This window comes from Mesorhizobium sp. WSM4983 (assembly GCF_029625765.1).
GTDB lineage: Bacteria > Pseudomonadota > Alphaproteobacteria > Rhizobiales > Rhizobiaceae > Mesorhizobium.
In genome coordinates this window covers 68260-93981 of sequence record NZ_JARTVM010000002.1, presented here as the reverse complement: position 1 = coordinate 93981, position 25722 = coordinate 68260, and the positions used below count along the sequence as shown (strand labels likewise).

22 protein-coding genes are annotated in these 25722 nt (G+C 63.6%); 17 read left to right on the top strand and 5 right to left on the bottom strand.

Annotation, left to right across the window (positions count from 1 at the left end):
- Positions 1 to 17 precede the first annotated feature (17 nt).
- Positions 18 to 833 (bottom strand): SDR family oxidoreductase, encoded by an 816-nt coding sequence (locus tag P9254_RS07700; protein WP_278053060.1) that lies wholly within the window; start codon positions 831 to 833, stop codon positions 18 to 20.
- A 114-nt stretch (positions 834 to 947) separates the two neighbouring features.
- Between P9254_RS07700 and P9254_RS07695 the strand changes: the two genes are divergently transcribed.
- The 3 genes from P9254_RS07695 to P9254_RS07685 all read left to right on the top strand — a co-directional run bounded on the left by P9254_RS07695 (position 948) and on the right by P9254_RS07685 (position 3754).
- Positions 948 to 2189: an acyl-CoA dehydrogenase family protein gene (locus tag P9254_RS07695; RefSeq protein ID WP_278053059.1), complete on the top strand. Its 1242-nt coding sequence runs from the start codon at positions 948 to 950 to the stop codon at positions 2187 to 2189.
- A 5-nt stretch (positions 2190 to 2194) separates the two neighbouring features.
- Positions 2195 to 3232 (top strand): zinc-binding dehydrogenase, encoded by a 1038-nt coding sequence (locus P9254_RS07690; protein WP_278053058.1) that lies wholly within the window; start codon positions 2195 to 2197, stop codon positions 3230 to 3232.
- Positions 3233 to 3409: 177 nt separating this feature from the next.
- A complete protein-coding gene (locus P9254_RS07685) occupies positions 3410 to 3754 on the top strand; it encodes a hypothetical protein (protein ID WP_278053057.1) in 345 nt (114 codons plus the stop codon).
- Positions 3755 to 3781: 27 nt separating this feature from the next.
- Here the strand turns inward: P9254_RS07685 and P9254_RS07680 are convergent, their stop codons facing one another.
- The 3 genes from P9254_RS07680 to P9254_RS07670 form a co-directional block, all read right to left on the bottom strand.
- Positions 3782 to 6913 (bottom strand): efflux RND transporter permease subunit, encoded by a 3132-nt coding sequence (locus tag P9254_RS07680; RefSeq protein WP_278053056.1) that lies wholly within the window; start codon positions 6911 to 6913, stop codon positions 3782 to 3784.
- The gene (locus P9254_RS07675; protein ID WP_278053055.1) at positions 6910 to 8067 is read right to left on the bottom strand and encodes an efflux RND transporter periplasmic adaptor subunit; all 1158 of its coding nucleotides are present in this window, start codon (positions 8065 to 8067) and stop codon (positions 6910 to 6912) included. The genes P9254_RS07680 and P9254_RS07675 overlap by 4 nt, the downstream gene beginning before the upstream one ends.
- A gap of 246 nt (positions 8068 to 8313) precedes the next feature.
- Positions 8314 to 9144 carry a MurR/RpiR family transcriptional regulator gene (locus P9254_RS07670; protein ID WP_067002767.1) on the bottom strand — a complete coding sequence of 277 codons (831 nt, stop codon included), beginning with the start codon at positions 9142 to 9144 and terminating at the stop codon, positions 8314 to 8316.
- A 146-nt stretch (positions 9145 to 9290) separates the two neighbouring features.
- Between P9254_RS07670 and P9254_RS07665 the strand changes: the two genes are divergently transcribed.
- From P9254_RS07665 to P9254_RS07600, 14 genes are all read left to right on the top strand, one after another.
- Positions 9291 to 10109 (top strand): N-formylglutamate amidohydrolase, encoded by an 819-nt coding sequence (locus P9254_RS07665; RefSeq protein ID WP_127246100.1) that lies wholly within the window; start codon positions 9291 to 9293, stop codon positions 10107 to 10109.
- A 22-nt stretch (positions 10110 to 10131) separates the two neighbouring features.
- Positions 10132 to 11688, top strand: coding sequence for an amino acid permease (locus P9254_RS07660; RefSeq protein ID WP_067002581.1), 1557 nt, complete (start codon positions 10132 to 10134; stop codon positions 11686 to 11688).
- An 87-nt stretch (positions 11689 to 11775) separates the two neighbouring features.
- Complete coding sequence (locus P9254_RS07655; protein ID WP_278053054.1) at positions 11776 to 13146, top strand: glutamine synthetase family protein; 1371 nt, start codon at positions 11776 to 11778, stop codon at positions 13144 to 13146.
- 70 nt (positions 13147 to 13216) lie between these two features.
- Positions 13217 to 13627: a DUF7662 domain-containing protein gene (locus tag P9254_RS07650; RefSeq protein WP_095823439.1), complete on the top strand. Its 411-nt coding sequence runs from the start codon at positions 13217 to 13219 to the stop codon at positions 13625 to 13627.
- Positions 13617 to 14033 carry a type II toxin-antitoxin system VapC family toxin gene (locus P9254_RS07645; RefSeq protein WP_278053053.1) on the top strand — a complete coding sequence of 139 codons (417 nt, stop codon included), beginning with the start codon at positions 13617 to 13619 and terminating at the stop codon, positions 14031 to 14033. Before P9254_RS07650 ends, P9254_RS07645 begins: the two co-directional genes overlap by 11 nt.
- Before the next feature lie 24 nt (positions 14034 to 14057).
- Complete coding sequence (locus P9254_RS07640) at positions 14058 to 15443, top strand: aldehyde dehydrogenase family protein (protein ID WP_278053052.1); 1386 nt, start codon at positions 14058 to 14060, stop codon at positions 15441 to 15443.
- Between the two features lie 16 nt (positions 15444 to 15459).
- Positions 15460 to 16632: an iron-containing alcohol dehydrogenase gene (locus P9254_RS07635; protein WP_278053051.1), complete on the top strand. Its 1173-nt coding sequence runs from the start codon at positions 15460 to 15462 to the stop codon at positions 16630 to 16632.
- 241 nt (positions 16633 to 16873) lie between these two features.
- Complete coding sequence (locus P9254_RS07630) at positions 16874 to 17980, top strand: ABC transporter substrate-binding protein (protein WP_095800499.1); 1107 nt, start codon at positions 16874 to 16876, stop codon at positions 17978 to 17980.
- A gap of 65 nt (positions 17981 to 18045) precedes the next feature.
- Positions 18046 to 18960, top strand: a complete 915-nt coding sequence (locus P9254_RS07625; protein WP_095800498.1) for an ABC transporter permease — start codon at positions 18046 to 18048, stop codon at positions 18958 to 18960.
- Positions 18957 to 19748, top strand: coding sequence for an ABC transporter permease (locus P9254_RS07620; protein ID WP_127246098.1), 792 nt, complete (start codon positions 18957 to 18959; stop codon positions 19746 to 19748). The genes P9254_RS07625 and P9254_RS07620 overlap by 4 nt, the downstream gene beginning before the upstream one ends.
- Before the next feature lie 27 nt (positions 19749 to 19775).
- Positions 19776 to 20840, top strand: a complete 1065-nt coding sequence (locus tag P9254_RS07615) for an ABC transporter ATP-binding protein (protein WP_067325862.1) — start codon at positions 19776 to 19778, stop codon at positions 20838 to 20840.
- 143 nt (positions 20841 to 20983) lie between these two features.
- Positions 20984 to 22534 (top strand): cation:proton antiporter, encoded by a 1551-nt coding sequence (locus P9254_RS07610; RefSeq protein ID WP_067002561.1) that lies wholly within the window; start codon positions 20984 to 20986, stop codon positions 22532 to 22534.
- A 112-nt stretch (positions 22535 to 22646) separates the two neighbouring features.
- On the top strand, positions 22647 to 23564 hold the full coding sequence (locus P9254_RS07605) for an endonuclease/exonuclease/phosphatase family protein (RefSeq protein WP_067325867.1): 918 nt from the start codon (positions 22647 to 22649) through the stop codon (positions 23562 to 23564).
- A gap of 7 nt (positions 23565 to 23571) precedes the next feature.
- Positions 23572 to 24417, top strand: coding sequence for an EamA family transporter (locus P9254_RS07600; protein WP_067002559.1), 846 nt, complete (start codon positions 23572 to 23574; stop codon positions 24415 to 24417).
- Here P9254_RS07600 and P9254_RS07595 read toward each other — a convergent pair.
- Positions 24404 to 25639: an MFS transporter gene (locus P9254_RS07595; RefSeq protein ID WP_278053050.1), complete on the bottom strand. Its 1236-nt coding sequence runs from the start codon at positions 25637 to 25639 to the stop codon at positions 24404 to 24406. The two genes, P9254_RS07600 and P9254_RS07595, sit on opposite strands and share 14 nt — an antisense overlap.
- Between the last annotated feature and the right edge of the window lie 83 nt (positions 25640 to 25722).

Below are 25722 nucleotides of genomic sequence, written 5' to 3'. Positions count from 1 at the left end.
TGCTTGAACCGGGCGTCCTACTCCTTGAACAATGTCATCCCGTGCTGCACCGACTGGCCGCCGTCGATCGGCAGGATGGCGCCGGTGACATAGCTTCCGGCACGGCTGCACAAATAGAGCGTTGCGCCAGCAATGTCATCCGCCGCGCCGATGCGGCCGAGCGGAACATGGCTGCCGACACGTTTCGCCTGCTCCTCCGTGGCGGTGGCAAAGGCCGTCATCCGGCTCTGGAAGGGACCGGGCGCAAAGGCGTTGACGGTGATGCGGCGGGCGGCGAATTCGATCGCCAGCGTGCGCGTCAGGTGATGCACCGCAGCCTTGGAGGCGGTGTAGGAATAGGCATCGTCGGCCAGCGGCTGCGTGCCCATCACCGAGCCCAGATTGATCACGCGGGCCGGGTCATCGTCGCTTGCTGCGGCATCGAGCAGCGGCAAAAGCTCGCGCGTCAGATGGAAGACGGCGGTGACGTTGACGCCGAACACCTTGGTCCAGGCGTGGTAGGGAAACTCTGCGAGCGGCGCGCCCCAGGAAATGCCGGCATTGTTGACCAGGATGTGCAGCCGGTCCGTTCGGACCTTCACCTCGGCAACCAGCGCGGCGATGCCCGCTTCGCTGGACACGTCGCCGGCAAACCCCTCGGCCCGACCGGAGCTGCCCTGCGCGTTGATCTCGTCGGCGACCCGCACACAGTCCTCGCCCTTGCGCGAGGCGATCATCACAGTGGCGCCGGCCTGCACCAGTCCGGTCGCCACCATGCGGCCGATGCCTGTTGCGGCACCGGTCACAAGCGCGGTCTTGCCGACGACCGAGAACAGCTTGTCGAGATAGCTCATCCTAATTCCTCCCGCGCGCCTCGTCCCGGCCGGAACCGAAGGACTCGCGTTGACAAGGCTAGCCGAAGTGCGGTCATCCTTGCCACGGATAAAGAAGCGAAAGGGTCGGAACCGATGGCGGACATGAACCTCGGCATGACCGAGCGGCTGAAGCCGATCCATCAGCTCGTGGCCGCGATGGTGCGCGACGAGATCGCACCGCTCGGCGAGGAGTTTCTCGCCGAGGTCGGCAGAAACGGTGACCGCTGGACTTACACGGCCAGGCAGACTGAAATCCTCGAAGGACTGAAGAAGACGGCGCGGGAGCGCGGGCTGTGGAACTTCTGGCTGACCGATTCCAAGCGCGGCTACGGCCTGTCGACGGTCGAATATGCCTATCTGGCGGAGGAGATGGGCAAGGCGCATCTCGGCGCAGAGACCTTCAACTGCTCGGCGCCCGATACCGGCAATATGGAAGTGCTGGAGCGCTACGGCTCGGAAGAGCACAGGCGGCAATGGCTGGAGCCGCTGCTCGAAGGGAAGATCCGCTCGGCCTATCTGATGACCGAGCCGGACGTCGCCTCATCCGATGCCACCAATATTTCGATGCGCTGCGAGCGGCAGGGCGACGACTATGTGCTTAACGGCGAGAAATGGTGGGCGTCCGGGGCCGGCGATCCGCGCTGCGCCATCTATATCGTCATGGTGAGGACCGGCTCGGACGAGGAGCCGCAGCATCGCCGGCATTCGATGATCCTGGTGCCGGCGGAGAGCGAGGGGATCACCAAGCTCCGGCCTATGCAGGTCTATGGCGACGACGACGCGCCGCATGGCCATATGCATCTGAGGTTCAAGGATGTGCGGGTGCCGGCGGCGAACCTGATCCTCGGCGAGGGCAGGGGCTTCGAGATCGCGCAGGGACGGCTTGGGCCAGGCCGCATCCATCATTGCATGCGTGCGATCGGCCAGGCCGAGATGGCGCTGGAGATGCTGTGCCAGCGTTCGGTGCGGCGCGAGGCGTTCGGCCAATCGCTGGCAAAGCTCGGCGCCAATTTCGACATCGTCGCCGAATGCCGCATGGAGATCGAGATGGCGAGGCTCCTGTGTCTGAAGGCAGCTTGGATGATCGACCAGGGCGATGCACGCGCTGCGGCCCCTTGGATCAGCCAGATCAAGGTGGTAGCGCCGCGCGTCGCGCTCAAGGTCACCGACGAGGCGGTGCAGATGTTCGGCGCGCAAGGCATCAGCCAGGACACGCCGCTCGCCCGCTCGTGGACGCATCTGAGAACTCTGCGATTGGCCGACGGGCCGGACGCCGTGCACCGGCGGCAGGTGGCGCGCGCCGAGCTCAGGAAATACACCCAGGAGAAGATCTGACCGCCATGACGCTTCCATCGGAAATGCGAGGCTTGCTGCTTGTCGGCGACGGCTACAGCAAAACGCCTTCGGCCAGCGTGCCGGAGGCGATGGAGCCTTATTTGAAGCCCGGCAGCATCGCCGTGCCGGCGCCTGGTCCGACACAAGCGCTGATCAAGGTCAGTCTCGCCTCAATCAACCCGTCCGATATCGCCTTCATCACAGGGCAATACGGCCAGCCCCGTGTGCAGGGCCGGCCGGCCGGATTTGAGGGCGTCGGAATCGTGGCCTCGACTGGCGACGATCCATACGCAAAAAGCCTTGCGGGCAAGCGCGTCGCCTTCGCCACCGGCGTGTCGAACTGGGGCGCCTGGGCAGAATACGCGGTCGCCGAGGCGGCTTCCTGTATTCCACTGCTCGACACGGTGCGCGACGAGGACGCCGCGGCGATGATCGTCAATCCGCTGACCGCCTTAGCCATGTTCGACATCGTCAAGCAGGAGGGTGAGAAGGCTTTCATCATGACTGCCGGCGCCAGCCAGCTCTGCAAGCTGATCATCGGGCTGGCGAAAGAGGAGGGTTTTCGGCCGATCGTCACCGTGCGCCGCGACGAGCAGATCCCGCTGCTGAAAGAGCTGGGCGCCGCCCATGCGCTCAACGAGAAGGCGGCGGATTTCGAGGCCGCGGTGCGCGAGGTGATGAAGGCGGAGCAGCCCCGCATCTTCCTGGACGCAGTCACCGGACCGCTTGCCTCGGCCATTTTCATAGCCATGCCGAAGCGCTCGCGCTGGATCGTCTATGGGAGGCTCGACGCCGAGGCGACTGTCATCCGCGAGCCCGGCCAACTGATCTTCCAGCACAAGCGCATCGAAGGCTTCTGGCTGGCCGAATGGATGCGGCAGTTCCGCGACCGGCTCGGCCCGGCGGTGCTGGAGGCGCAGAAGAGGTTTTCCGACGGGCGCTGGTCGACGGATGTGACAGCGGTGGTGCCGCTGGACGAGGCGATGGCCAGGCTGTCGGACGAGCTGGCCAAGCCGAACGGCAAGGTGTTTGTTAAGCCCTGATCAAAATAACTCGAGGTCGCGTCTATGAGGCTACGGTGGTTTGTCGGATTCGTCCTGGTGTCAATGGCAGGTACATTTAGTGCCGAGGCCGCCGACAAGTTCCCGCCCATTTGGCGCAAGTCGATGACCAATGATCCGGGTACGAACTATTTTCTCAATAAATATTCGGCCTCTTGAATGATCCAGCATCGACCGCAATTAGAAATATCATGCTGGCGACGCGTCGTCGGCTCTGAATGCCAGTCATCGCGGCTCAGCAAGGCCAAGGTCAGGGCCTATCGCAATAGCATGCTCGGCTCGCTTTCGTCGGATGCGATGAAAGCGGCTGCATTCGCAGCCGGCAGCGAATTGCGCAACTTCGACTATGAAACGCTCGCGCATCTTTGTGCCGGCATCGATTATCAATTTGGGCCGAAAGGAGTGCTCATAGCGGGAGCCGTTTCGTCTGGCAAAGGCGAGCCAAGATATCCCTACGATCAGCGCAATCCATACATTCGGCTGCCCGATTTCACCGGCAAGTAGCTGAGCTGCCTGGCTCGTGCCTGCGCACTATTCCGCCGGCTCGACATTGGCATAGGCGGCTTGCTCGAGTTCGCGCTTCACGCGGGCTTCCTCATGCGCCTTGGGCGTGACGAAGCGGCCAAGCAAGAGATAGGCGACAGGGGTCAGGAAGAGCGTGGAGACGGTCGCCAGGCCAAGGCCGCCGACGATCACCCAACCGAGCGCCACGCGCGCCTCGGCGCCTGCGCCCGAAGCCAGCACCAGCGGCACGCCGCCGAGCACGGTGCAGATCATCGTCATCATCACCGGGCGAAGGCGAATGGTGGCAGCCTCTTCGATCGCCTCGCGCACGCCAAGCCCGCGGTCGCGCAGCTGGTTGGCGAACTCGACGATCAGGATGCCGTTCTTGGCCATGACCCCGACCAGGAGGACCAGGCCGATCTGGCTGTAAGCATTGAGGCTGGTGCCCGACAAGAGCAGCGCGAAGATGGCGCAGGCGAGCCCGAGCGGCACTGTCGCCATGATGATGACGGCGCTGACGAAGCTCTCGAACTGGGCCGCCAGCACCAGAAGGATGATGACCAGCGCGAAACCGAAAATGGTCGCCATGGCGCTGTTGCTCTCGCCAAGCGTCGCCGCTTCGGCCAGCGGCACGATCCGCGCGTCCGACGGCAGCAGCGGTGTTGCGATCTCCTCGGCGCGGGTCAGCGCATCGCCGAGCGCGAAGCTGCCGCCCAGATTGGCGGTGATCGCCACCGAGGGCTGCTGCTGCTCGCGAGTGAGGGACGGCGGCACGGCGCGCTCGGTCAGCGTGGCGATGGTCGACATCGGCACGAAGCGGCCGTCCGACGTTTTGAGGAAGATATTTTCTAGATCCGTCGGATCGTTGATGGGATTGGTGGTCGAGACCAACTTCACGCCATAGCTGCGGTCGGCGATGTAGACGTCGACGACATCGTTGCCGTCGAGCATCGCCTGCAGCGTGTCCGCAAGCCCGGTGATGTCGATGCCGAGGTCGGAGGCGCGCTCGCGGTCGATGGCAACGGCAAGCTGCGGCTGCGTAAGGTCGACGGAGAGTCGCGGCGCTTGGAAGCGTGGATCCTGCCGCATCTCCTCGACGATCTGCACCGCCGCCGCGCTTAGCGCCTTGCGGTCGTTGCCGACCAGGGCGAATTGCAGGCCGCTGCCGGCGCCGCGGATGCGAAGGCTGTTGGGCTGAACCGGGAAAACGCGGACGCTTGGCACCTGCTTCGTCAGGCGACTGATCTCGGCCATGATCTCCTGCTGGCTGCGCGTCCGCTCGGCCCACGGCGCCAGCGTCATCACCATGAAACCGCTATTGTAGGCGCCGTTGTTGCCGGCATTCGCGAAGGTGCTGCGGATCTCGCCGGAATCGCGCAAAGGCTGGATCAGCCGCTCGATCTTGCGCATCTGCTCGGTCGTGTAGTCGAGGCTGACTCCTTGCGGCGCGTTGATGCGCAGCAAAACGACGGCGCGGTCTTCGGTCGGCGTCAGCTCCTGGCGTATCGTGCCGAACAAAGTGAAGGCGGTGCCAGCGAAGAGCATAGCGACGAGCACTACGATCCAGGGCGCGCCGAGGCAGGCATGCAGGCAGCGCTTGTAGAGCCGATGCAATGCGCCGCCGATGCGAGCGCCCACGCCGCTGCCGCCTTCGTGGTGAAGAGAGGCGCTGGTCAGCATGCGCGAGGCGAGCATCGGGCAGAGCGTCAGCGCCACGACGCAGGAGAGCAGTACCGACATCGCCAGCACGAAGCCGAACTCGCGAAAGAGCCCGCCGGTCTGTCCCGGCAGGAAGGAGATCGGCACGAAGACGGCGACCAGGGTCAGCGTCGTGGCAACGACGGCGAAGAAGACTTCCTGGGTGCCGAGCACGGCGGCCGCGCGCGGCCCCATGCCCTCGTTGCGGCGGCGCACGATGTTTTCGAGCACGACAATGGCGTCGTCGACGACGAGGCCCGTCGCCAGAACCAGCGCCAGCAGCGTCAGGATGTTGATGGAAAAGCCGGCGAGGTAGATCGCGGCGATGGTGCCGATCATGGCGACCGGCATCGACAGGCCCGGGATCAGCGTCGCGCGCCAGTCGAGCAGGAAGGCGTAGATGACGATCAGCACGATCGAGACGGAAAGCGCGAGCGCGATCTCAACCTCGTGCACCGCGCCGTTGACGAAGACGGCATCGTCGCTTGTGACCTTGATCGACATGCCTTGCGGAAGATTTGCCTGGAGTTTCTCGACGGCAGCCCTGACGCCGGTCGATATATCGAGCGTGTTCGATTCCGCCTGGCGGATGATGCCGAGGCCGATGCCGGTTTTGCCGTCGGAGCGCAATGAGGTCTGGCCGATGTCGGGGCCGAGCGTCACGGTCGCGACGTCGCGGATGCGCGTCGCGCCGCCGATGACGATGCTCTCGAATTCCTCCGGCGTGGTCACGTCGGCCGTCGTGCGCACGACGAGGTCCTGGTTGGTGGTGGTGATCGAGCCGGCCGGGGAATCGAAGGCGACGGAGGCGAGCGCCTTGCGCAAATCCGCCACGGTGAAGCCATGGCTTGCCAGCTTGTTCTGGTCGACATCGATGCGGAAGATCTTGTCGCGGTCGCCGGATACCTGGACGTCGGCGACTCCTGGAACGGCGGCGAGCTCGTCCTCGATGCGGTCCTGGACCAGCACCGTCATGTCCTGCACCGACATGGTGTCGGACGTGACCGCCAGCCGCATCACCGGGTCGGAATTGGCGTCGGCCTTGACGATGCGCGGCGCATCGGCGGTCTCGGGCAGTTGGTTGGTGATGCGGCTGACGGAATCGCGGACATCGGAGGCGGCTACATTGAGATCGACGCCGTCGCTGAACTCGATGGTGACGCGGCTCTGGCCGAAAGATGAAGTCGACGAGATCGACTTGACACCCGAGACGCGCGCGACGGCGCCCTCGATCGGGTCGGTCAACTCGCGGTCGACGGTTTCGGCGGCCGCGCCTTCGAAGGTGGTGTTGACGGTGATGACCGGGCGGTCGACATCCGGCAGTTCGCGGATTTCGACGCCCCAGAAGGCTGCGAGGCCGGCGACCGCGATCAGCGTGTTGAGCACGAAGGCCATGACCGGCCTGCGGATAAAGAGCGCGGTCAGGCCCGATCCCGCGGTCTGGTCGCCGGCGGCGCTCATGAGCCTTCGGCCGCGGTGGCGCGGTCCTCGCCGGCGATCCGGACGTCGCCGCCTTCGCTGACACTCTCCGTGCCTTCGGTCACCACCATATCGCCGCTCTCGACGGGAGCATCGATCAGCACCGTCTCGGTGTTGCGCTGGATGATGCGCACCGGCACGCGCTTTGCCTTGCCGTTTTCGACGGTCCAGATATAGGCGCCGTCGGTGCCCCACTGGATGGCCAGTGGGCTGACGGCCGGATAGGTGTCGCCGGGGAATTTCATGGCGATCTGGAACGACATGCCGGCGCGCAGCGAATCCGCCGGGTTGGCGATCGTCGCCTTGACGAGCAGCGTGCGGCTGTTCTCGTCGATATGGTTGTCGATGGCCGAAACCGTGCCGGAATAGACCTGGTTGGGGTTGGCCAGCGGCGTGGCCGACAATCGCTGTCCGACCTTTACAGCGGCGGCGAAACGCTCCGGCACCCAGAAATCGACCAATATGCTCGAGCGGTCGTCAAGCGTGGCGATCGCCGACTGGCTGGTGACATAGTTGCCGGCGGCGATCGGCAGGATACCGACAGTGCCTTCGATAGGCGCGACGACCGAGCGGCGCTCGAGCGCGAGCTCGGCATCGCGCAGCGCCAGCTTGGCATTGGCGAGCGCCACCTCGGCATCCGCGACGGCAACTTGCGTGGCGGCATTGGAGGCTCGCAGCGACTTGACCCGGTCGAGCTTCGCCTGGGCGTCGTCGAGCGCGACCTTGGCACGGTCGCGCGCAATCACTTCCGTCTCCGAATCGAGCCTGGCGATGACATCGCCTTTTTCGACATGGGTGCCGGACTGCACCGGCAGTTCGGTGAGGCGGCCGGAAGAGTATGGATTGACAGTGACTGTCGCATTGGCGCGGCCGGTCCCGATCGCCTGAAGCCTGTCGTTGATGGTGGCGGTGCCGGCAGGGGAGGCGACAATGGTCACGATCTGGCCGGCGCGATTGCGACCGGACCGGACAGAACCGCTCTCGATGCTTCCCGTGGCGGGGGGCGTCGCCGCAATCGCCCAGTCCATACCCCAGCGTGCCAATACCTCAGGCGCGCCGGGATAGAAGCGCGCCCAGGCGGCCGCAGCGGCAACCACGATCACCAGCGCAAGAACAATCTGTTTCCAGCTCGACATTGACACTCCAGCGGCAGAATCGTCCGCCGGTTCCAAGTGGAAGCAGGCTGAGCGACGATACGGCGTGAGAGCGATACCGGCCACGCCACATCATAATATCAGCGTTTTATGGCAATTATCACGCAAACGTGCACATTAAATCTCGGTAACGTGAAGCGGGATCATCGCTTCGGTCCCACCTTTTGCCGCAATTTGGGGGACGCCGGCCGCCATTCGGTTAAAGGAAAACCGAACGGACGGAACTGCCTAGCGCAGGCTCTCCAGGTCGCGGATGCGCTTGGCGCCGGCGGCTTCGAGCTGCCTCGTGACCGCGCCGATTAGCGTTTCGGCGACGACAAAGAGGGCGGCGGACGAATCCCAGGCCGAAGGCACGGCGGTACGCCCGGCGATCACATGGCGGGCGAAGCGGGCGATCGGCGAGAGCCACTGATCGGTGAAGAGCACGATCTGGACGCCGCGCTGGTGCGCCTTCTCGGCAAAGCGGAGCAGACTTTCCTGGTAGCGCCTGATGTCGAAGATAACCAGGACGTCGCGCTTGCCCATGTCAATCAGCCGGTCGCGCCAGATGCTCTCCTGGCCGGCGAGGTGGTAGACGTCTGGCTGGATGATGGCGAGATGGGCTGCCATGTAGCGCGCGAGCGGATCGGTGAAGCGGCCGCCGATCAGAAAGGTCTTGCCGCGGCGCTCGGCAAGCCGTGCGGCAATGTCGGCCAACTGCTTGTCGGTAAGGTGCCGGAACGTCTCGCGCATGTTGTCGAGCGTCGCCTCCAGCATCGGCGAAACGGCGCCGCCATTGGCGGGCGACGCCGAGTTGAGCGTGCGAGAGGCCGGCGACTGCAATTGCGCGGCCAGTTCATCCTGCAGCGCCGACTGGAATTCGGGATAGTTCTGGAAACCCAACCTGGCGACGAAACGCAGAATCGTCGGTGAGGAGACTCCCGCCGCGGTCGAGAACTCGGCCACGGTCTTCAGCCCGGTCAGCGGATAGTTGGCAATCAGCGTCTGCGCGGCGCGGCGCTCGCCTGCCGGCATGGTGCCGATGCGGTCCGAAATCAGTTCGGCAATACTGGAGATCATCGTTTTCCCCACCCTTTGACCCGGTCGCCGCCGTTTTCGGAATTCCGCGTTTGACAAAGCCGCGTAAACTGTATGAAATCATTCGCAGGGGCGCAATGAGGCAAATTACGTAACATAAGATACAGCGCTCCCGAGGGGACGGCAGTATGGACAAAGCACGGCGCGCCAGCCTTGCACCGTCGGAGACCGTGAGGGTGACCAACCCCGGCGGCTCGAGCCCCTTCGTCCTCACCTGCGATCACGCCTCGAACTTCCTGCCCGCCGAATTCGGAACGCTCGGGCTGCCCGCCGAGGATCTCTCCCGGCATATCGCCTGGGATCCGGGCGCGCTGCCGGTCGCCAGCCGGATGGCCGACGCGCTCGACGCCACGCTGGTCGAAACCCGCATCTCGCGCCTGGTGATCGACTGCAACCGCCCGCTCGACGCGCCGGACCTCGTGCCGCCGGTCAGCGAGGCGACGGCCATTCCGGGCAATTCGAATCTCTCTGGCAAGCAGCGCGCGGAGCGGATCGATCTCGCGTGGCGTCCGTTCCACGACTCGATCGCTGAGATCATCGAGCAGCGGCTGGCGCTCGGGCAGGAAACGCGCCTGGTGTCGGTGCACTCCTTCACGCCGGTTTATAAGGGCAGGAGCCGTCCCTGGCATATCGGCATCATCCATGACGACGATCGCCGGCTGGCAGCGCCGCTGATATCGGCGCTCAAGCGGCTGTCCGGCGTCACCGTTGGCGTCAACGAACCCTATTCGCCGGCCGACCGCGTCTATTTCACGCTGGAACGGCACGCGCGCTCGCGCGGCCTTGCCTGCGCGATGATCGAAATCCGCAACGACGAGATCTCCGGCGAGACCGGGCAGCGGAAATGGGCGGATCTGCTCACAGGCATATTCTCGAATCTGGAGCCCGAGGAGGCCAGGGGCTCCCGACAACGCGCAATGGGAAAGTCAGTACAGTCGGCCAGCTAAGAAACCACAGGGGACTTCCAACATGGCAGCAAATGACTACACCGAAGTCGACAAGGCTGAGGACATACAAGTCCTCCACAGCATGGGCTATGCCCAAGAACTGGAGCGGCGCCTCAGCCGCTTCTCGAATTTCGCGGTTTCCTTCTCCATCATCTGCATCCTGTCCGGCGGCATCAACTCGCTGGCGCAGGCGACCTCCGGCGCCGGCGGCATCGGCATCGGCATCGGCTGGCTGGTGGGCTGTTTCGTGTCGCTCACCTTCGCGGTCGCCATGTCGCAGATCAGCTCGGCCTATCCGACGGCCGGCGGCCTCTATCACTGGGGCTCGATCCTCGGCAATCGCGGCACCGGCTGGGTTACCGCCTGGCTCAACCTGCTTGGCCTGATCACCGTGCTCGGCGCCATCAACGTCGGCACCTGGACTTTCTTCGTCGGCGCTTTCGGGCCGGCGCTGGGCATTGAAAACAACCTGACCACCCAGACGATCTTCCTGGTCATCATCACCGGTGCGCAGGCGCTGATCAACCATCTGGGCATCAAGCTGACGGCAAAGCTAACCGACTTTTCGGGCTATCTGATCTTCTTCGGCTCGATCCTGATCGCGGTGGTCTGCCTGCTCTCGGCCGAGACCTGGGACTTCAGCCGCCTCTTCACCTTCCACAACTACTCAGGCGATGCCGGAGGCGGCGTGTGGCCGCAGGTCTCGAACGCCTGGGTCTTCGCGCTGGGCCTCCTGCTGCCGATCTATACGATCACCGGCTATGACGCCTCGGCGCACACGTCGGAGGAAACCATCAAGGCGGCTTCTTCCGTGCCGCGCGCGATGGTCATGTCGGTCATCTGGTCGGCGCTGTTCGGCTACCTGTTCCTGGCTGCCTTCGTGTTGATGATCCCGAACATGGACGAGGCCGCCAAGCAGGGCTGGAACGTGTTCTTCTGGGCCTTCGACCAGCGCGTCGGAACCGGACTGAAGGAGTTCGTCTATCTCGTCGTGTTCCTGGCACAGCTGCTGTGCGGCCTTGCCACCGTCACGTCGGCCTCGCGCATGATCTTCGCCTTCTCGCGAGACGGCGGCCTGCCCGGCTCGGCAGCGCTTTCCAAGGTCAGCCCGACCTATCGCACGCCCGTGGCGGCGATCTGGACAGCCTCGATCCTGTCGGTGCTGTTCGTGTGGGGCTCGTCGGTGGTCTCGGTCGCCGGCACCTCGGCCTACACGATCGTGGTGTCCTGCACCGTCATCTTCCTGTTCCTCTCCTTCACCGTGCCGATCGTGCTCGGCATGATGGCCTGGGGGACGCCGAAGTGGGACAAGATGGGGCCGTGGAACATGGGCCGCGGCATCTTCATGCTGTTCGGTCTGCTCTCGATCGTGTCGATGATCCTGATCTTCGTCATCGGCATCCAGCCGCCGAACGACTGGGCGCTCTACATCACCGTCGGCTTCTTCATCCTGACGGCCGTCGTCTGGTTCGCCTTCGAGCGCAACCGCTTCCAGGGGCCGCCGCTCGGCGACATCATCGCGGCGCGCCAGGCGGCGATCAAGGCGGCAGAGCAGGCGGTCGGCGAGACCGGCCACTGACATCGGACATCATGGCCCTGGCCGGCGTCACGCCGGCCAGGGCTTCGTTTCTCCCTTTCAATCGACAAGTGTTGGAGTGCCAAAGGAATGGCCGGGAATTTCTCGTTCGATCAGTTGAAGAAAGCGGTCTCGAACGGCGAGGTCGACACGGTGCTGGCCTGCATCGTCGACATGCAGGGCCGGCTCGCGGGGAAGCGCTTCCTGGCCCAGTATTTCGTCGATTCCGCGCATGGCGAGACGCATGGCTGCAATTATCTGCTGGCCTGCGACATCGATATGGAGCCGGTGCCGGGCTACAAGGCGGCGAGCTGGTCGAAGGGTTATGGCGACTTTGTCATGAAACCCGACCTGTCGACGTTGCGGCGCGTCCCATGGCTGGAGAAGACGGCGCTGGTCATCTGCGACGTGCTCGATCATCACGACCATGAGGACCTCGCGCATTCGCCGCGCGCGATCCTGAAGAAGCAGGTCAAGCGCCTGAGCGAGCGCGGCTATATCGGCTACTTCGCCTCCGAGCTCGAATTCTACCTGTTCAGCGAAACCTATGAATCGGCGCGCAGGAAGCACTGGCAAGGGCTCGACAGCGCTTCGCCCTATATCGGCGACTACCAGATCGGCATCACCACCAAGGAAGAAGGCGTCATGCGCCGGCTCCGCAACGAGATGGAGGCAGCCGGTATCCCGATCGAAAATTCCAAGGGCGAGTGGGGTCCGGGCCAGGAAGAGATCAATGTGCGCTATGCCGAGGCGCTCGAGATGGCGGATCGCCACGTCATCCTGAAGACCGGCGCCAAGGAGATCGCCGATTCCGAAGGCAAGGCCATCTCCTTCATGGCCAAGTACAATTACGGGCTCGCCGGCAATTCCAGCCACATCCACAATTCGCTGTGGAGCGCCGACGGCGGGACGCCGCTGTTCTTCGACAAAAACGCCGAATGGACGCTGTCGAGCCTCGGCCAGCAATGGGCGGCCGGCCAGCTCAAATACGCCAAGGAGTTCACCTGGTTCCTGGCGCCGTACATCAACTCCTACAAGCGCTTCCAGGCCGGCACCTTCGCGCCGACCAAGATCATGTGGAGCGAGGACAACCGCACGGCGGGATTCCGGCTGTGCGGCGAGGGTACCAAGGGCATCCGCATGGAATGCCGCATCGGCGGCGCCGATCTCAACCCCTATCTCGCCTTCGCCGCGCTGATCGCGGCCGGTCTCGCCGGCATCGACGAGAAGCTGGAGCTGCAGAAGCCGTTTGTCGGCGACGCCTATCAGGCGTCGCAACTGCCGGAAATCCCGAAGACGCTGCGCGATGCCACCGAGACGCTGGAAGGCTCCACGATGCTGAAGCAGGCCTTCGGCGAGGAGGTGATCGAGCACTATGTCCACACCGCCCGCTGGGAGCAGTTCGAATACGACCGCCGTATCACGGATTGGGAACTGCACCGGGGGTTTGAACGCTACTAAAGCTGTAATCGACGTTGACTGAACCTAACTAAAGCTGCAGTCTTGGCTGGTTGAGTTCGGGAACGTGAGAATGGGAAAGTATTCGCCTTTGCGTTCGTATCTTATGGCTCAAACCGGCGAGCGGGTTCCGATGTCGTTCAGCGACATCGAGAAGCTGCTTGGCGAAAAGCTACCGGCGTCCAAGCAGTATCCGGCTTGGTGGAGCAATAACCCCAGCAACAATCCAATGACAAAGGAGTGGCTGGCCGCGGGGTTCCAGACTGAGTCCGTCAATATAGCGGGCGAAAATCTGGTCTTTCGGCGCGTTCAGCCAGGTTCCGGCACTGCAAAGGGGTTCGGCGAATCGGCTCAGGCCGAGATCGGCGGGACACCGACACGGCACCCGATCTTCGGCTGCATGAAGGGAACGCTTACTATCCTCCCAGAGGTCGATCTGACGGAGCCTGTCGAGCAGGATTGGGGCAAGGTCTATGAAGACTGAGAACCTTCTGTTGGACACTTGCGCGGTCATCTGGATTTCGCAGGACGAACCGATAGCCGATGCGGCGACAACGGCTATCAGCAAGGCTCCTCAGTCCGGCACGCTGAACGTATCGGTCATGACGGCATGGGAGATGGGCATGCTGGTGTCGAAGGGCAGGTTGCCGTCCACGAAGACGCCCGACCGTTGGTTCGACGAGTTCGTTGAGGCGGCGGCCGTCACAGTGGAAGGGGTGACGCCACGTATTCTCATCGCGGCCTCCTACCTCCCAGGTGTCGTTCACAGCGGTCCAATGGATCGAATTCTGATAGCGACCGCGCGGGAGCGCGATTTGACTATCGTAACCCGTGACAAGGCCATTTTGGCCTATGCCGCGCATGGTCATGTCAGAGCCATCGCCTGCTGAAAGAGTCAATTTGGAGACGTCTTCTTGGATACCGTAAAACTTAAATCACCCATCGATGGCTCGATCTATGCCGAGCGGCCGGTCGCGACGGATCAGGCGATCAACGCGGCGGTAGAGCGCGCCAGCGCGGCGCAGGAGAAGTGGGCCGAGACACCGGTCGCGGAGCGCGGCAAGTACATGCTGGCCATGCTGGAAGCGCTGGTCGGCATCAGCGACGAGATCGTGCCCGAGATCGCCTGGCAGATGGGGCGGCCGGTGCGCTATGGCGGCGAGTTCGGCGGCGTCAAGGAACGCACCAGCTACATGGTCGAGATCGCGGAAGCTGCGCTGAAGCCGATCATGGCCTCCAATCCGAAGGACGGCTTTCGCCGCTATGTCAAGAAGGTGCCGCTTGGCGTCGTGCTGGTGATCGCGCCGTGGAACTATCCTTATCTCACCGCGGTCAACACGATCGTGCCGGCGCTGATGGCCGGAAGCGCGGTCATCCTCAAGCATGCGGCGCAGACGCTGCTGGTCGGCGAGCGCTTCCAGCAGGCGTTCGACAAGGCGGGCCTGCCGAAAGGCCTGTTCCAGAATCTGGTCATGAACCACGACCAGACCGAAAGGCTGCTCGGCTCGGGCAAGATCGATCATGTCAACTTCACCGGCTCGGTTGCCGGCGGCCGCGCCATCGAGAAGGCCGCGGCCGGCACCTTCATGACGCTCGGCCTCGAGCTCGGCGGCAAGGATCCGGCCTATGTCCTTCCCGACGCCAAAATGGACCATGCGGTCGCCAATTTGGTCGACGGCGCCTTCTACAATTCCGGCCAATGCTGCTGCGGCATCGAGCGCGTCTATGTGCACGAAAAGGTCTATGACGAGTTCGTCGAAGGTTTTGTCGCCGAGACCAGGAACTATGTCGTCGGCAATCCGCTGGAGCAGGCGACGACCATGGGTCCGATGGCGCAGGCACGCTTCGCCGACCTGATCCGCGAGCAGAAGGCAGAGGCGCTGCGCAAGGGCGCCAAGGCGCATATCGCCATGAAGGTGGAAAACGACAGGCCGGGCTCGCCCTATCTGGCGCCGGAAGTGCTGACCGGTGTCGACCACCAGATGAGCGTCATGCGCGAGGAAAGCTTCGGCCCGATCGTCGGCATCATGAAGGTGCGCGACGACGAGGAAGCCATCGCGCTGATGAACGACAGCCCCTATGGGCTGACGGCCTCGATCTGGACGCGCGACACCGAGCGCGCCGTGGCGATCGGCGACCGGGTCCAGACAGGCACCGTGTTCATGAACCGCTGCGACTATCTCGATCCGGCGCTGGTCTGGACCGGCGTCAAGGACACCGGCAAGGGCGCGGCGCTGTCCGCCATCGGCTACGACAACCTGACCCGGCCGAAATCCTATCACCTGCGCGAAGCGATCTGAATTCGAAAGACAATCCATGTCCAAGCTCACCTCCAAATGGAACTACCCCACCACCGTCCGCTTCGGCGCGGGGCGCATCAAGGAACTGCCGGACGCGCTGGCTGCGGCAGGCATCAAGCGCCCGCTTTTCGTGACCGACCCGGGCCTGGCGAAGCTGCCCGTCGTCGCTTCGACACTGAAGATCCTCGACGATGCCAATGTGCCTTATGGCGTCTTTTCCGAGGTGAAGCCGAACCCGGTCGAGTCCAACCTGATCGCCGGCATCGCCGTGTTCAAGAAAGGCAAGCATGACGGGGTCGTCGCTTTCGGCGGCGGCTCGGCGCTCGACCTCGGCAAGCTGATCGCCTTCCAGGCCGGGCAGGCGCGTCCGGTATGGGATTTCGAGGACATCGGCGACTGGTGGACGCGCGCCAACTCGGAGGCGATCGCGCCGATCATCGCGGTGCCGACCACGGCGGGCACCGGTTCCGAGGTCGGCCGCGCCGGCGTCATCACCAATGAAGAGACCCACACCAAGAAAGTCATTTTCCACCCCAAGCTTCTGCCGGCGATCGTGATTGCCGATCCGGAGCTGTCGGTCGGCATGCCGCCCTTCATCACGGCCGGCACCGGCATGGACGCGCTCGCCCACTGCCTCGAAGCCTATTGCGCGCCGGGCTATCATCCGATGGCCGACGGCATCGCCGTGGAAGGCATCCGGCTGGTGTTCGAGAACCTGCCCAAGGCCTTCGCCAACGGCAAGGATCTGGTCGCCCGCGCGAATATGATGAGCGCGGCCGCGATGGGCGCGGCCGCCTTCCAGAAAGGGCTGGGCGCCATCCACTCTCTGTCGCATCCGATCGGCGCGCTCTACGACACCCATCACGGCATGACCAATGCGGTGTTCATGCCCTATGTCCTCGCCTTCAACCGCGATGCGATCGAGGATCGCATCGCGCGGCTCGCCGCCTATTGCGGCATCAAGGGCGGCTTCGATGGCTTCGCAAAAGCCGTCATCAAATTGCGCAAGGAGCTCAAGGTGCCGCATGCGCTGCCCGGCCTGATCAAGGACCTCGACATGGACAAGAACCGCAAGACACTGATCGCCGACATGGCGGTGGTCGATCCGACCGCCGGCGGCAATCCGGTCAAGCTCACCAAGAAAGGGGCGCTTGCTCTGCTCGAAAATGCCATCGCAGGGTCTGTGTAAACCAATTTGCAGCGGAAAGTTGATCTGGAAACGAGGGGAAAGGAAAGGGCAACGGGCGGAATGCAAGGAGGAGAATAATTAGCCGGAAAAAGAATCGCGAAGCGATTGCTACAGCCGGTTAAAGAGAGTTTACTTTTTCGTGTTGCGGGGTGCCGCTTTCACAAAGCTTTCATCTGGCTGTCACACGAAAACGATACCGCATCGCAGGCGTCCAATGGCGTCAGTTCAACGGAGAGAACACATGTTCAAATTCACGGGGAAAGTGCTTTCCCTTTCGGCCGCGGCGCTGTTTGCGTCGACGGTGATTTCGTCCGCCGACGCGATGGACGATCTCGTCAAGGCGGCGAAAGCCGAGGGCCAGCTCACCACCATCGCGCTGCCGCACGACTGGTGCGGCTATGGCGACGTCATCGCCGGCTTCAAGGCGAAGTATCCGGAGATCACCGTCAACGAGCTCAACCCGGATGCAGGCTCCGGCGATGAGATCGAGGCGATCAAAGCGAACAAGGACAACAAGGGCCCGCAGGCACCTGACGTCATCGACGTCGGCCTGTCCTTCGGTCCGTCCGCCAAGAAGGACGGCCTGATCCAGCCTTATAAAGTCTCGACCTGGGATTCCATTCCGGACAGCGCCAAGGACGCTGACGGCTACTGGACAGCCGACTATTATGGCGTGCTCTCGTTCCAGGTGAACAAGGATCTGGTCAAAGAATCGCCGACCGACTGGGCCGACCTGCTGAAGCCTGAATTCGCCAACTCGGTTGCCCTTGCCGGCGATCCGCGCGCTTCGAACCAGGCTATCCAGGCCGTCTACGCCGCCGGCCTTGCCAGCGGCGCTGCCGCTGGCGAAGCCGCAGGCACTGCCGGGCTCGAGTTTTTCAAGAAGCTCAATGCCGCCGGCAACTTCGTGCCGGTCATCGGCAAAACCGCGACGCTCGCCCAGGGCCAGACGCCGATCCTCGTCACCTGGGACTACAACGCGCTCTCCGGTCGCGACACGCTGAAGGGCAATCCCCCCGTTGACGTCATTGTGCCGAAGACCGGCGTTGTCGCCGGCGTTTACGTGCAGGCGATCAGCGCTTACGCGCCGCATCCGAATGCGGCCAAGCTTTGGCTGGAATATCTCTACTCCGACGAAGGCCAGATCGGCTGGCTGAAGGGCTATTGCCACCCGATCCGCTTCAACGATCTCGCCAAGAACGGCAAGGTTCCGGCGGATATGCTGGCGAAGATGCCTCCGGCCGAGTCCTATGCGGCCGCGGTGTTTCCGACGCTCGATGAACAGGGCAAGGCGAAAGAAGCCATCACCAAGAACTGGGACGCCGTTGTCGGCGCCAATGTGAAGTAAGCATCAATATGGTCCGGGCGGCCCGATGGCCGACCGGACTCCTTCCCAAAAACGGTAGCCGGCGCATGACCGATCTCTCGGTTTCCAATCAGGCAATTGCGGGCAAGGCCGCGCCCCCCGGCGAAGCGCGCGCAATGCGGCTGCCGACGCAATGGCTTGGCGTAACGCCGTTCTTCGTCTTCGCCGTCATGTTCCTGATCCTGCCCACGCTCTACTTGATGCTGGGCGCCTTCCAGAACGAGGCGGGCGAGTTCACCTTCGCCAACATCGTCGCGCTTTTTTCGGCCAACATCGTTGCCGCCTACTGGATTTCGATAAAGGTCAGCCTGGCGTCATCGCTGATCGGCGCCTTCGCCGGTCTTGCCATCGCCATCGCCATCGTGCGCGGAGGCCTGCCCAACTGGATACGGTCGGGGACGCTGACGTTTTCCGGTGTCGCGTCCAATTTCGCCGGAGTGCCGCTGGCTTTCGCCTTCATCGCGACGCTAGGCCGGCTGGGCCTCGTCACCGTGCTGCTCAACACCCTGGTCGGCTTCAACATCTATGCGCATGGCTTCAACCTGCTGTCGTTCTGGGGTCTGACGATCACCTATGTCTATTTCCAGATCCCGCTGATGGTGGTCATCATCGTGCCGGCGATCGACGGACTAAAAAGGGAATGGGGCGAAGCCGCCGCCACGCTCGGCGCCACCCAGGCGCAATACTGGCGCTTGGTGGTAATCCCCGTGCTGTGGCCAAGCTTCCTCGGCACCGTGATCCTGCTCTTCGCCAATGCCTTCGGGGCGATCGCCACCGCCTATGCGCTGACCGGGTCCTCGCTCAACATCGTGCCGATCCTGCTCTACGCCCAGATCCGCGGCGACGTGCTGCACAATGCCCATCTCGGTTACGCGATCGCCTTCGGCATGATCGTCATCACCGGGCTTGCCAACATCTTCTACATCTGGTTCCGGACGCGCTCGGAGAGGTGGCTGAAATGAAATCCGGCAGGTTCTGGGCCTGGGTCGTCTTTGTCCTCGGCGCGGCGTATTTCTTCATCCCGCTGATCGCGACGATCGAGTTCTCGCTGCGCATGCGCCGCGGCGTCTATTCCCTGGACGCCTACAAGATCGTGCTCGGCGACAGCCAGTTCCAGGCGACCTTCATGTTTTCGGTGGTCGTCGCCATCTTCACCATTCTCCTCGGCGTGCTGATCGTCGTGCCTACGGCCTACTGGATCCGCCTTCGCATGCCGCAGATCAGGCCGATCGTCGAGTTCATCACGCTGCTGCCGCTGGTGATCCCGGCCATCGTCATCGTCTTCGGCTATATCAGGATGTATGGGTCGAATTCGCCGCTGCCGTTCCTGGCAACCAATCCAGGCGCGAATGCTCTGCTGGTCATCGGCTATGCAACGCTTGCACTGCCATACATGTACCGCGCCGTCGACACCGGGCTTCGCACTATCGACGTGCGCACGTTGACGGAAGCGGCGCAGATCCTGGGTGCCGGCTGGGGCACGATCATCAGCCGCGTGATCCTGCCCAATGTGCTGATCGCGGTGCTTTCGGGCGCATTCCTGACCTTCGCCATCGTGATCGGCGAATTCACCATGGCCAGCCTGCTCAACCGGCCGGCATTCGGCCCGTATTTGCAGAATCTTGTGGCCAACCGCGCCTATGAGCCGGCGGCGCTGTCGATCATCGCGTTCGTCATAACCTGGGGCTGCATGTCGCTGATCCAGATCTTGTCCCGTTTCGCGCCGAAATCGGCGAACCGCCCCAATTGAGCGAAGTACCGACCGAAAGAAAAAGCCATGGCCGAGCCGTTTCTCTCCATCCAGCATGTGCGAAAGTCCTTCGGCGCCACAACCGTGGTCGAGGATTTCAACCTCGATGTCGCGCCGGGCGAATTCGTCTCCTTCCTCGGTCCGTCCGGCTGCGGCAAGACGACGGTGTTGCGCATGGTGGCCGGCTTCGAGGAGCCCTCGGCCGGCAAGATCGTGGTTAGCGGCAAGGACATCACCAGGCTGAAGCCCAACCAGCGCAATATCGGCATGGTGTTCCAGGCCTATGCGCTGTTTCCCAACCTCACTGTGGCGCAGAATATCGGATTCGGACTGAAGGTGGCGGGCATGCCCAGGGCGGCCATCGATTCCCGTGTCGCGGAGATGCTCGACATCATCAGGCTGCCGCAGATGGCCGACCGCTATCCCTACCAGCTCTCCGGCGGCCAGCAGCAGCGCATCGCGCTGGCGCGCGCCATTGCGCCGAAGCCGAAGCTTTTGCTGCTCGACGAGCCGCTGTCGGCGCTGGACGCCAAAGTGCGCATTTCGCTGCGCGAGGAAATCCGCTCGATCCAGAAGAAGCTCGGCATAACCACCATCTTCGTGACGCATGACCAGGAAGAGGCGCTGTCGATCTCCGACCGCATCGCGGTCATGTATGGCGGCAAGGCCGAACAGGTCGGCACGCCGTTCGAGATCTACAACCGGCCGGCGACCAAGTTCGTTGCCAATTTCGTCGGCACGCTCAACGTGCTGGAAGGCAAGGTCACCGATGCCGCGTCCGGCAAGGTGCGGGTCAACACGCAGGAAGTCTCGCTGAAGGGAAAGCTCAACGGGTCGAAGTCCGGCGACACGCTGTCGCTGGCGCTGCGGCCCGAAGCGATTTCGCTCGGACGCCAGCCCGGCCACGACACCAGCCTTTCGGGCGAGATCGCCGAGGTGCATTTCCTCGGCTCGGTCATCCGGGTGCGCGTCGGCATCGGCGGCAACACGGTATCGCTCGACACCTTCAACAACTCGGCGACGCCGCCGCCTGTCGTCGGCGAGAAGGCGGACATCTCGTTCTCGTCGGGCGACATGCTGGTGCTGCACTAGGGTGAATGGTGAATAGTGAATAGTGAATGGTAGTCAGCGAAGAGAGCACTTTACGTGCTCGAATTATCTCTGATGATGCCCATTCACCATTCACCATCGCTTTTTGCAGTGCCAATGGCCTGGTTCCATCGCTACGATGAGTCATGGCGCTTTTCGAGCTCACCCTCATCCTGCTTCTGATCGCCGTCGGGCTGACGGCGTTGTCGCGATGGCTGGGGATACCTTATCCCTCCCTGCTGGCCTTGGCCGGAGTGGGGATCGCCTTTCTGCCAGGTGCGCCGACCATCGAGATCGACCCGGAACTGGCGCTTGCCCTGTTCATCGCGCCGGTGCTTCTCGATGCCGCCTATGATACGTCGCTGCGCGACCTGAAGCGCTACCGGCTGTCGCTGGTGCTGCTGGCGTTGGGCGCGGTCGTCTTCACCACCGTGGTCGTCGCCTTCGTCGGCTGGAAAATGGCCGGTCTGCCGATCGCGGCGGCGATCGCGCTCGGCGCCATCGTCGCGCCGCCGGACGCCGTGGCGGCGAGCGCCGTGCTCGGCCAGTTCAAGGTGCCGCACCGCCTCAACGCCATCCTGCAAGGGGAGAGCCTGCTCAACGACGCCACGGCGCTTCTGATCTACCGCATCGCCGTTTCGGCCGCGGTCGGCTCGGTCATGCTGAGCGATGCGGTGCCGGTGATCCTTCTGTCGACGGTCGGCAGCGTCGCCGCCGGCTATCTGTTCGGCCGCCTCTCGCTGCTGACGCTGACGCGCATCGAGGATGCGGCAAGCAGCACCGTGGTGCAGTTTGCCGGAACCTTTGCCGTCTGGATCATCGCCGACAGGATCGGCCTTTCCGCCATCATCACCATCGTCGTCTATGCCATCACCATCGCGCGCACCGCGCCGCGCCAGATGTCGGCCAGACGCCGCGTCAGCACCTACTCGGTCTGGGAGTCGGCAGTGTTCGTGCTCAATGTGCTGGCTTTCGTGCTGATGGGCCTGCAGGCCCGGTCGATCGTCGGCAGGCTCTCCGGCGATGGGCAGGGCGATGAATTTGTCTTCGCCGCAACGGTGCTGGCCGTTGTCATCGTGGCACGCCTCGTCTGGGTGTTTGGCTACGTCGCGATCATACGGCGGTTCGCCCGCTTCGACAGCAAAGAGCAAAGGCGGGATGCGCCGACATTCGGGGGCGCCTTGCTTGTCGGCTGGTGCGGCATGCGTGGGCTGGTGAGCCTGGTGGTGGCCATTGCACTGCCGGCCAATTTCCCTGGCCGGGACCCGATCGTGCTTGCCGCCTTCGCGGTCGTGCTCGGCACGCTGGTGCTGCAAGGCATGAGCTTGAAGCCGCTGCTGCGCTGGCTCAATTTCGAAGAGGATACGACGATAGATCGCGAAGTGGCGCAGGCACGCGTTGCCATCATGGAAGCCGCGCTCGACGTCCTGAGCCGCAAGACGTCAGCCGCTGCGGACGTCGTGCGCGAGCAGTACGAGGCCCAACGCAAGATCGCCGAGAATCCCGAGGATGCGCAGGCGGCCACCGAATACGACCGGCTGCGCCTCTATGCCATCAAGCGGCAGCGCGATAGGCTCGAAGAATTGCGCCGCGACGGTACGATCGGCGACGAAGCCTATCACCGTCTGGAAGAAGAAATCGACTGGTCCGAGCTGGCAGCATCGCCGGCGGGGCGGTTCCAGTCGCTCACGACCTAGACGATGCCAGGGTCGGCGGTCATCGCTGGACCATTCCGCACGTCGATGGCGTCCATTGCAACGCGATGGCCGAGGCGCTAGTGCCGTGGCCGGATATTCAGCCGGTTAATCGATGAAGCTGGTCAGCTACAACATCCAGTACGGCTACGGCAGCGACGGCCGCTACGATCTGGTGCGCGCCGCGCGCCTCGTCGACGGCGCCGACATCATCGCCCTGCAGGAAGTGGAGCGGCACTGGCAGCGCAGCAACGGCGACGACCAGCCGGAAATCCTGTCCAGGCTGCTGCCCGACTATCACTGGGTCTACGGTCCGGCCTTCGACATGGACGCCAGCGAAAAGCGTGATGGGCGCATCGTCAACCGCCGCAGGCAGTTCGGCACGATGCTTCTGTCCAAGCTGCCGATCGTCTGGTCGCGGCTGCATGCGCTGCCGCTGCGCCGCACGCTCAAGCCCCTCAACACGCGCAACGCCGCGCTGGAGTGCATGATCCGGACGCCGGCGGGATCGGTGCGGGTTTTCTCGCTGCATCTTGCCCATATCGCGGCCGAAGAGCGGCTGGAGCAAATCGACTATCTGCTCGCCGAACAGCGCCGCGCGCCGTCCGATGGCGGTCCCTGGAGCGGCGCCGATGACGAGCCGCAGCGCAACTGGGCGAATGGCGAGCCGGAGCCGGAAAACCCGCTGGCGGCGATCTGGCTCGGCGATTTCAACATGGAGCCGGGAAGTGCGGAATACCGGCGCATCGTCGGCAGCACGCCCTATCATCGCGGCGCCGTCTATATCGACGGGTTCGTCGATGCCGCAGCCGTCGCCGCCAAGCCGGTGGCGGACTTCCACACGCATGAAAAGATCATCGAGGGCAAGCTGGCGAAACGCCGGCTCGATCATTGCTTCGTTGGCGGCGTCCTGGCCGGGCGGGTGCGTTCCGTGAGCGCCGATATCGGCGAAGTGGCCTCCGACCATTTCCCGCTCAGGGTCGATATCGATCTGGAAACGCCAGGCATCGCCGCTAGGCTTGCAGGCGGGTGAGGCGGGCATGACGCTTTTCGTCTTCCTCGCGGTGCTGTCGGCGGCCGCCATGCACGCGATCTGGAACGCGCTGGTCAAGGTGCACCTCGACCGCTTCCTGTCGATCACCTTGATGACGCTCGGCATGGGGGCTGCGGCGCTGCTGGCGCTGCCTTTCGTTGAAGTGCCGAAAGCCGAGGTCTGGCCATTCATCCTCGCCTCGGTCTTCTTCCATATGGGCTACCGGACGTTTCTGATCGGCGCTTACAAGGCCGGCGATTTCGCTCAGACCTATCCGCTGGCGCGCGGTACCGCGCCGCTGCTCTCCGCGCTCGGCGGCATCGTTCTGCTCGGAGAGATACCGGCGCCACTCTCCATCTTCGGCATCGTGCTTCTGTCGGCAGGCACGCTGGTCATGTCGTTTCGCGGCGGTGTGCATCTTGAACGGTTCAATCTGCGCGCCGTCAGCTTCGCGCTCGGCACATCGATCTTCATTGCCAGCTACACGCTGTCGGACGGCAGCGGCGCGCGGCTGGCGGCAACCGCGCAAAGCTATGCGGCCTGGCTGTTCGTCTGCGATGCGCTCTGGGCGCTGGTGCTGTGCATCGCCTTTCGCGGGCCACAGTCGCTGCCCCTGCTGGCGCGGGACTGGAAGGCAGGCCTCTTCACCGGCGTGCTCAGCGGCGCCGCCTACTGGATCGTGATGTGGGCGATGACCAAGGCGCCGATCGCCTCGGTGGCGTCGCTGCGCGAGACCTCGATCCTGTTCGCCATGCTGATCTCGGTGCTGGCGCTGGGCGAGAAGATGACGGCATGGCGCGCCGCCGCGGCGCTGGGCATCGTCGCGGGCGTGGTGGCGCTCAGACTGGGCTGACTTCCCGGTCGATCACGGTCATGACCTCGCCACGCTTCTCGGGGCTGAACCGGATGACGACGATGATGCAGATGGCGACCACGCCGGCAAACAATGCCAGCGCGTAGCCATAGCTGCCTCCCGGCGCTTCGGCGATGCCGGCCTGATATGGGCCGCCATAGGAGGCCGCCAGATTGCCGGCCTGGTAGATGAAGCCAGGCAAGGTCGCCCGCACGGAGCCCGGCGATAGCTCGTTGAGATGCACCGGAATGACGCCCCAGGCGCCTTGCACCGCCACCTGCATGATGAAGGCGCCGAGCGCCAGCATGAAGGGCGTCGTCGTATAGGCCCAGAGCGGAATAGCCGGCAGGGCAATGACGCAGGCGAGCGTGATGGCGTTTATGCGCCCGATCTTCTCCGACAGCGCGCCGAACGCCAAGCCGCCGACAATGGCGCCGATATTGGCGACGATGGTGATCCAGCTCACCGTGTGCGGATCGAAGCCATGCTGCTTCTTCAGGAAGGTCGGGTACAAGTCCTGCGTGCCATGGCTGAAGAAGTTGAAGAACATCATCAGCACCACGGCATAGAGCGCGATGCCCCAGTGCTTCTGCAGCGTTACGAGAAGACCCGGCCGCGCCTGCGCCCGGCCTGAGACGAAGGCGGGCGATTCCGGCACGTGCGAGCGGATGAAGAGCACGATCAGCGCCGGTACGAAGCTCAGCAGGAACATGGCGCGCCAGCCGAAGGTGAAATCGCCGATCTTCTGGCCGTAGAGCAGCCCATAGACAACTGCCGCCAGCAGATATCCCGCCGGATAGCCGCATTGCAGGATGCCCGAAACCATGCCGCGGGCGCTGGGCGGAATGGATTCCATGGCGAGCGAGCTGCCAAGGCCCCACTCGCCGCCCATCGCGATGCCGAACAGCGCCCGAAGGGCCAGGAATATGCCGAGATTGGGCGAGAAGGCCGCCAGCGCCCCGATCACCGAATAGCTGACGATGTTGAGCATCAGCAGCGGTTTGCGCCCATATCTGTCGGCCAGCATGCCGAACAGGAACGCGCCGATGAATCGCGTGGCCAAGGTCAGGAACAGCGCCTTGGAGACCGCCGGGACATCGGTGTGGAATTCAGCGGCGATATCTGTGAGCAGGAATGTCAGAAGGAAGAAATCAAAAGCGTCGAGCGTCCAGCCCAGGAAAGATGCGACGACGGTTTTCTTCTGCTCCGAGGTGAGACTCAAATCGCTGCTCCTTTGCATCCGCGAAAGGAACGATATGTCCCATGCGGTGCAAAAGAGAACGGGTCATTTGCCGGTTTCCGATC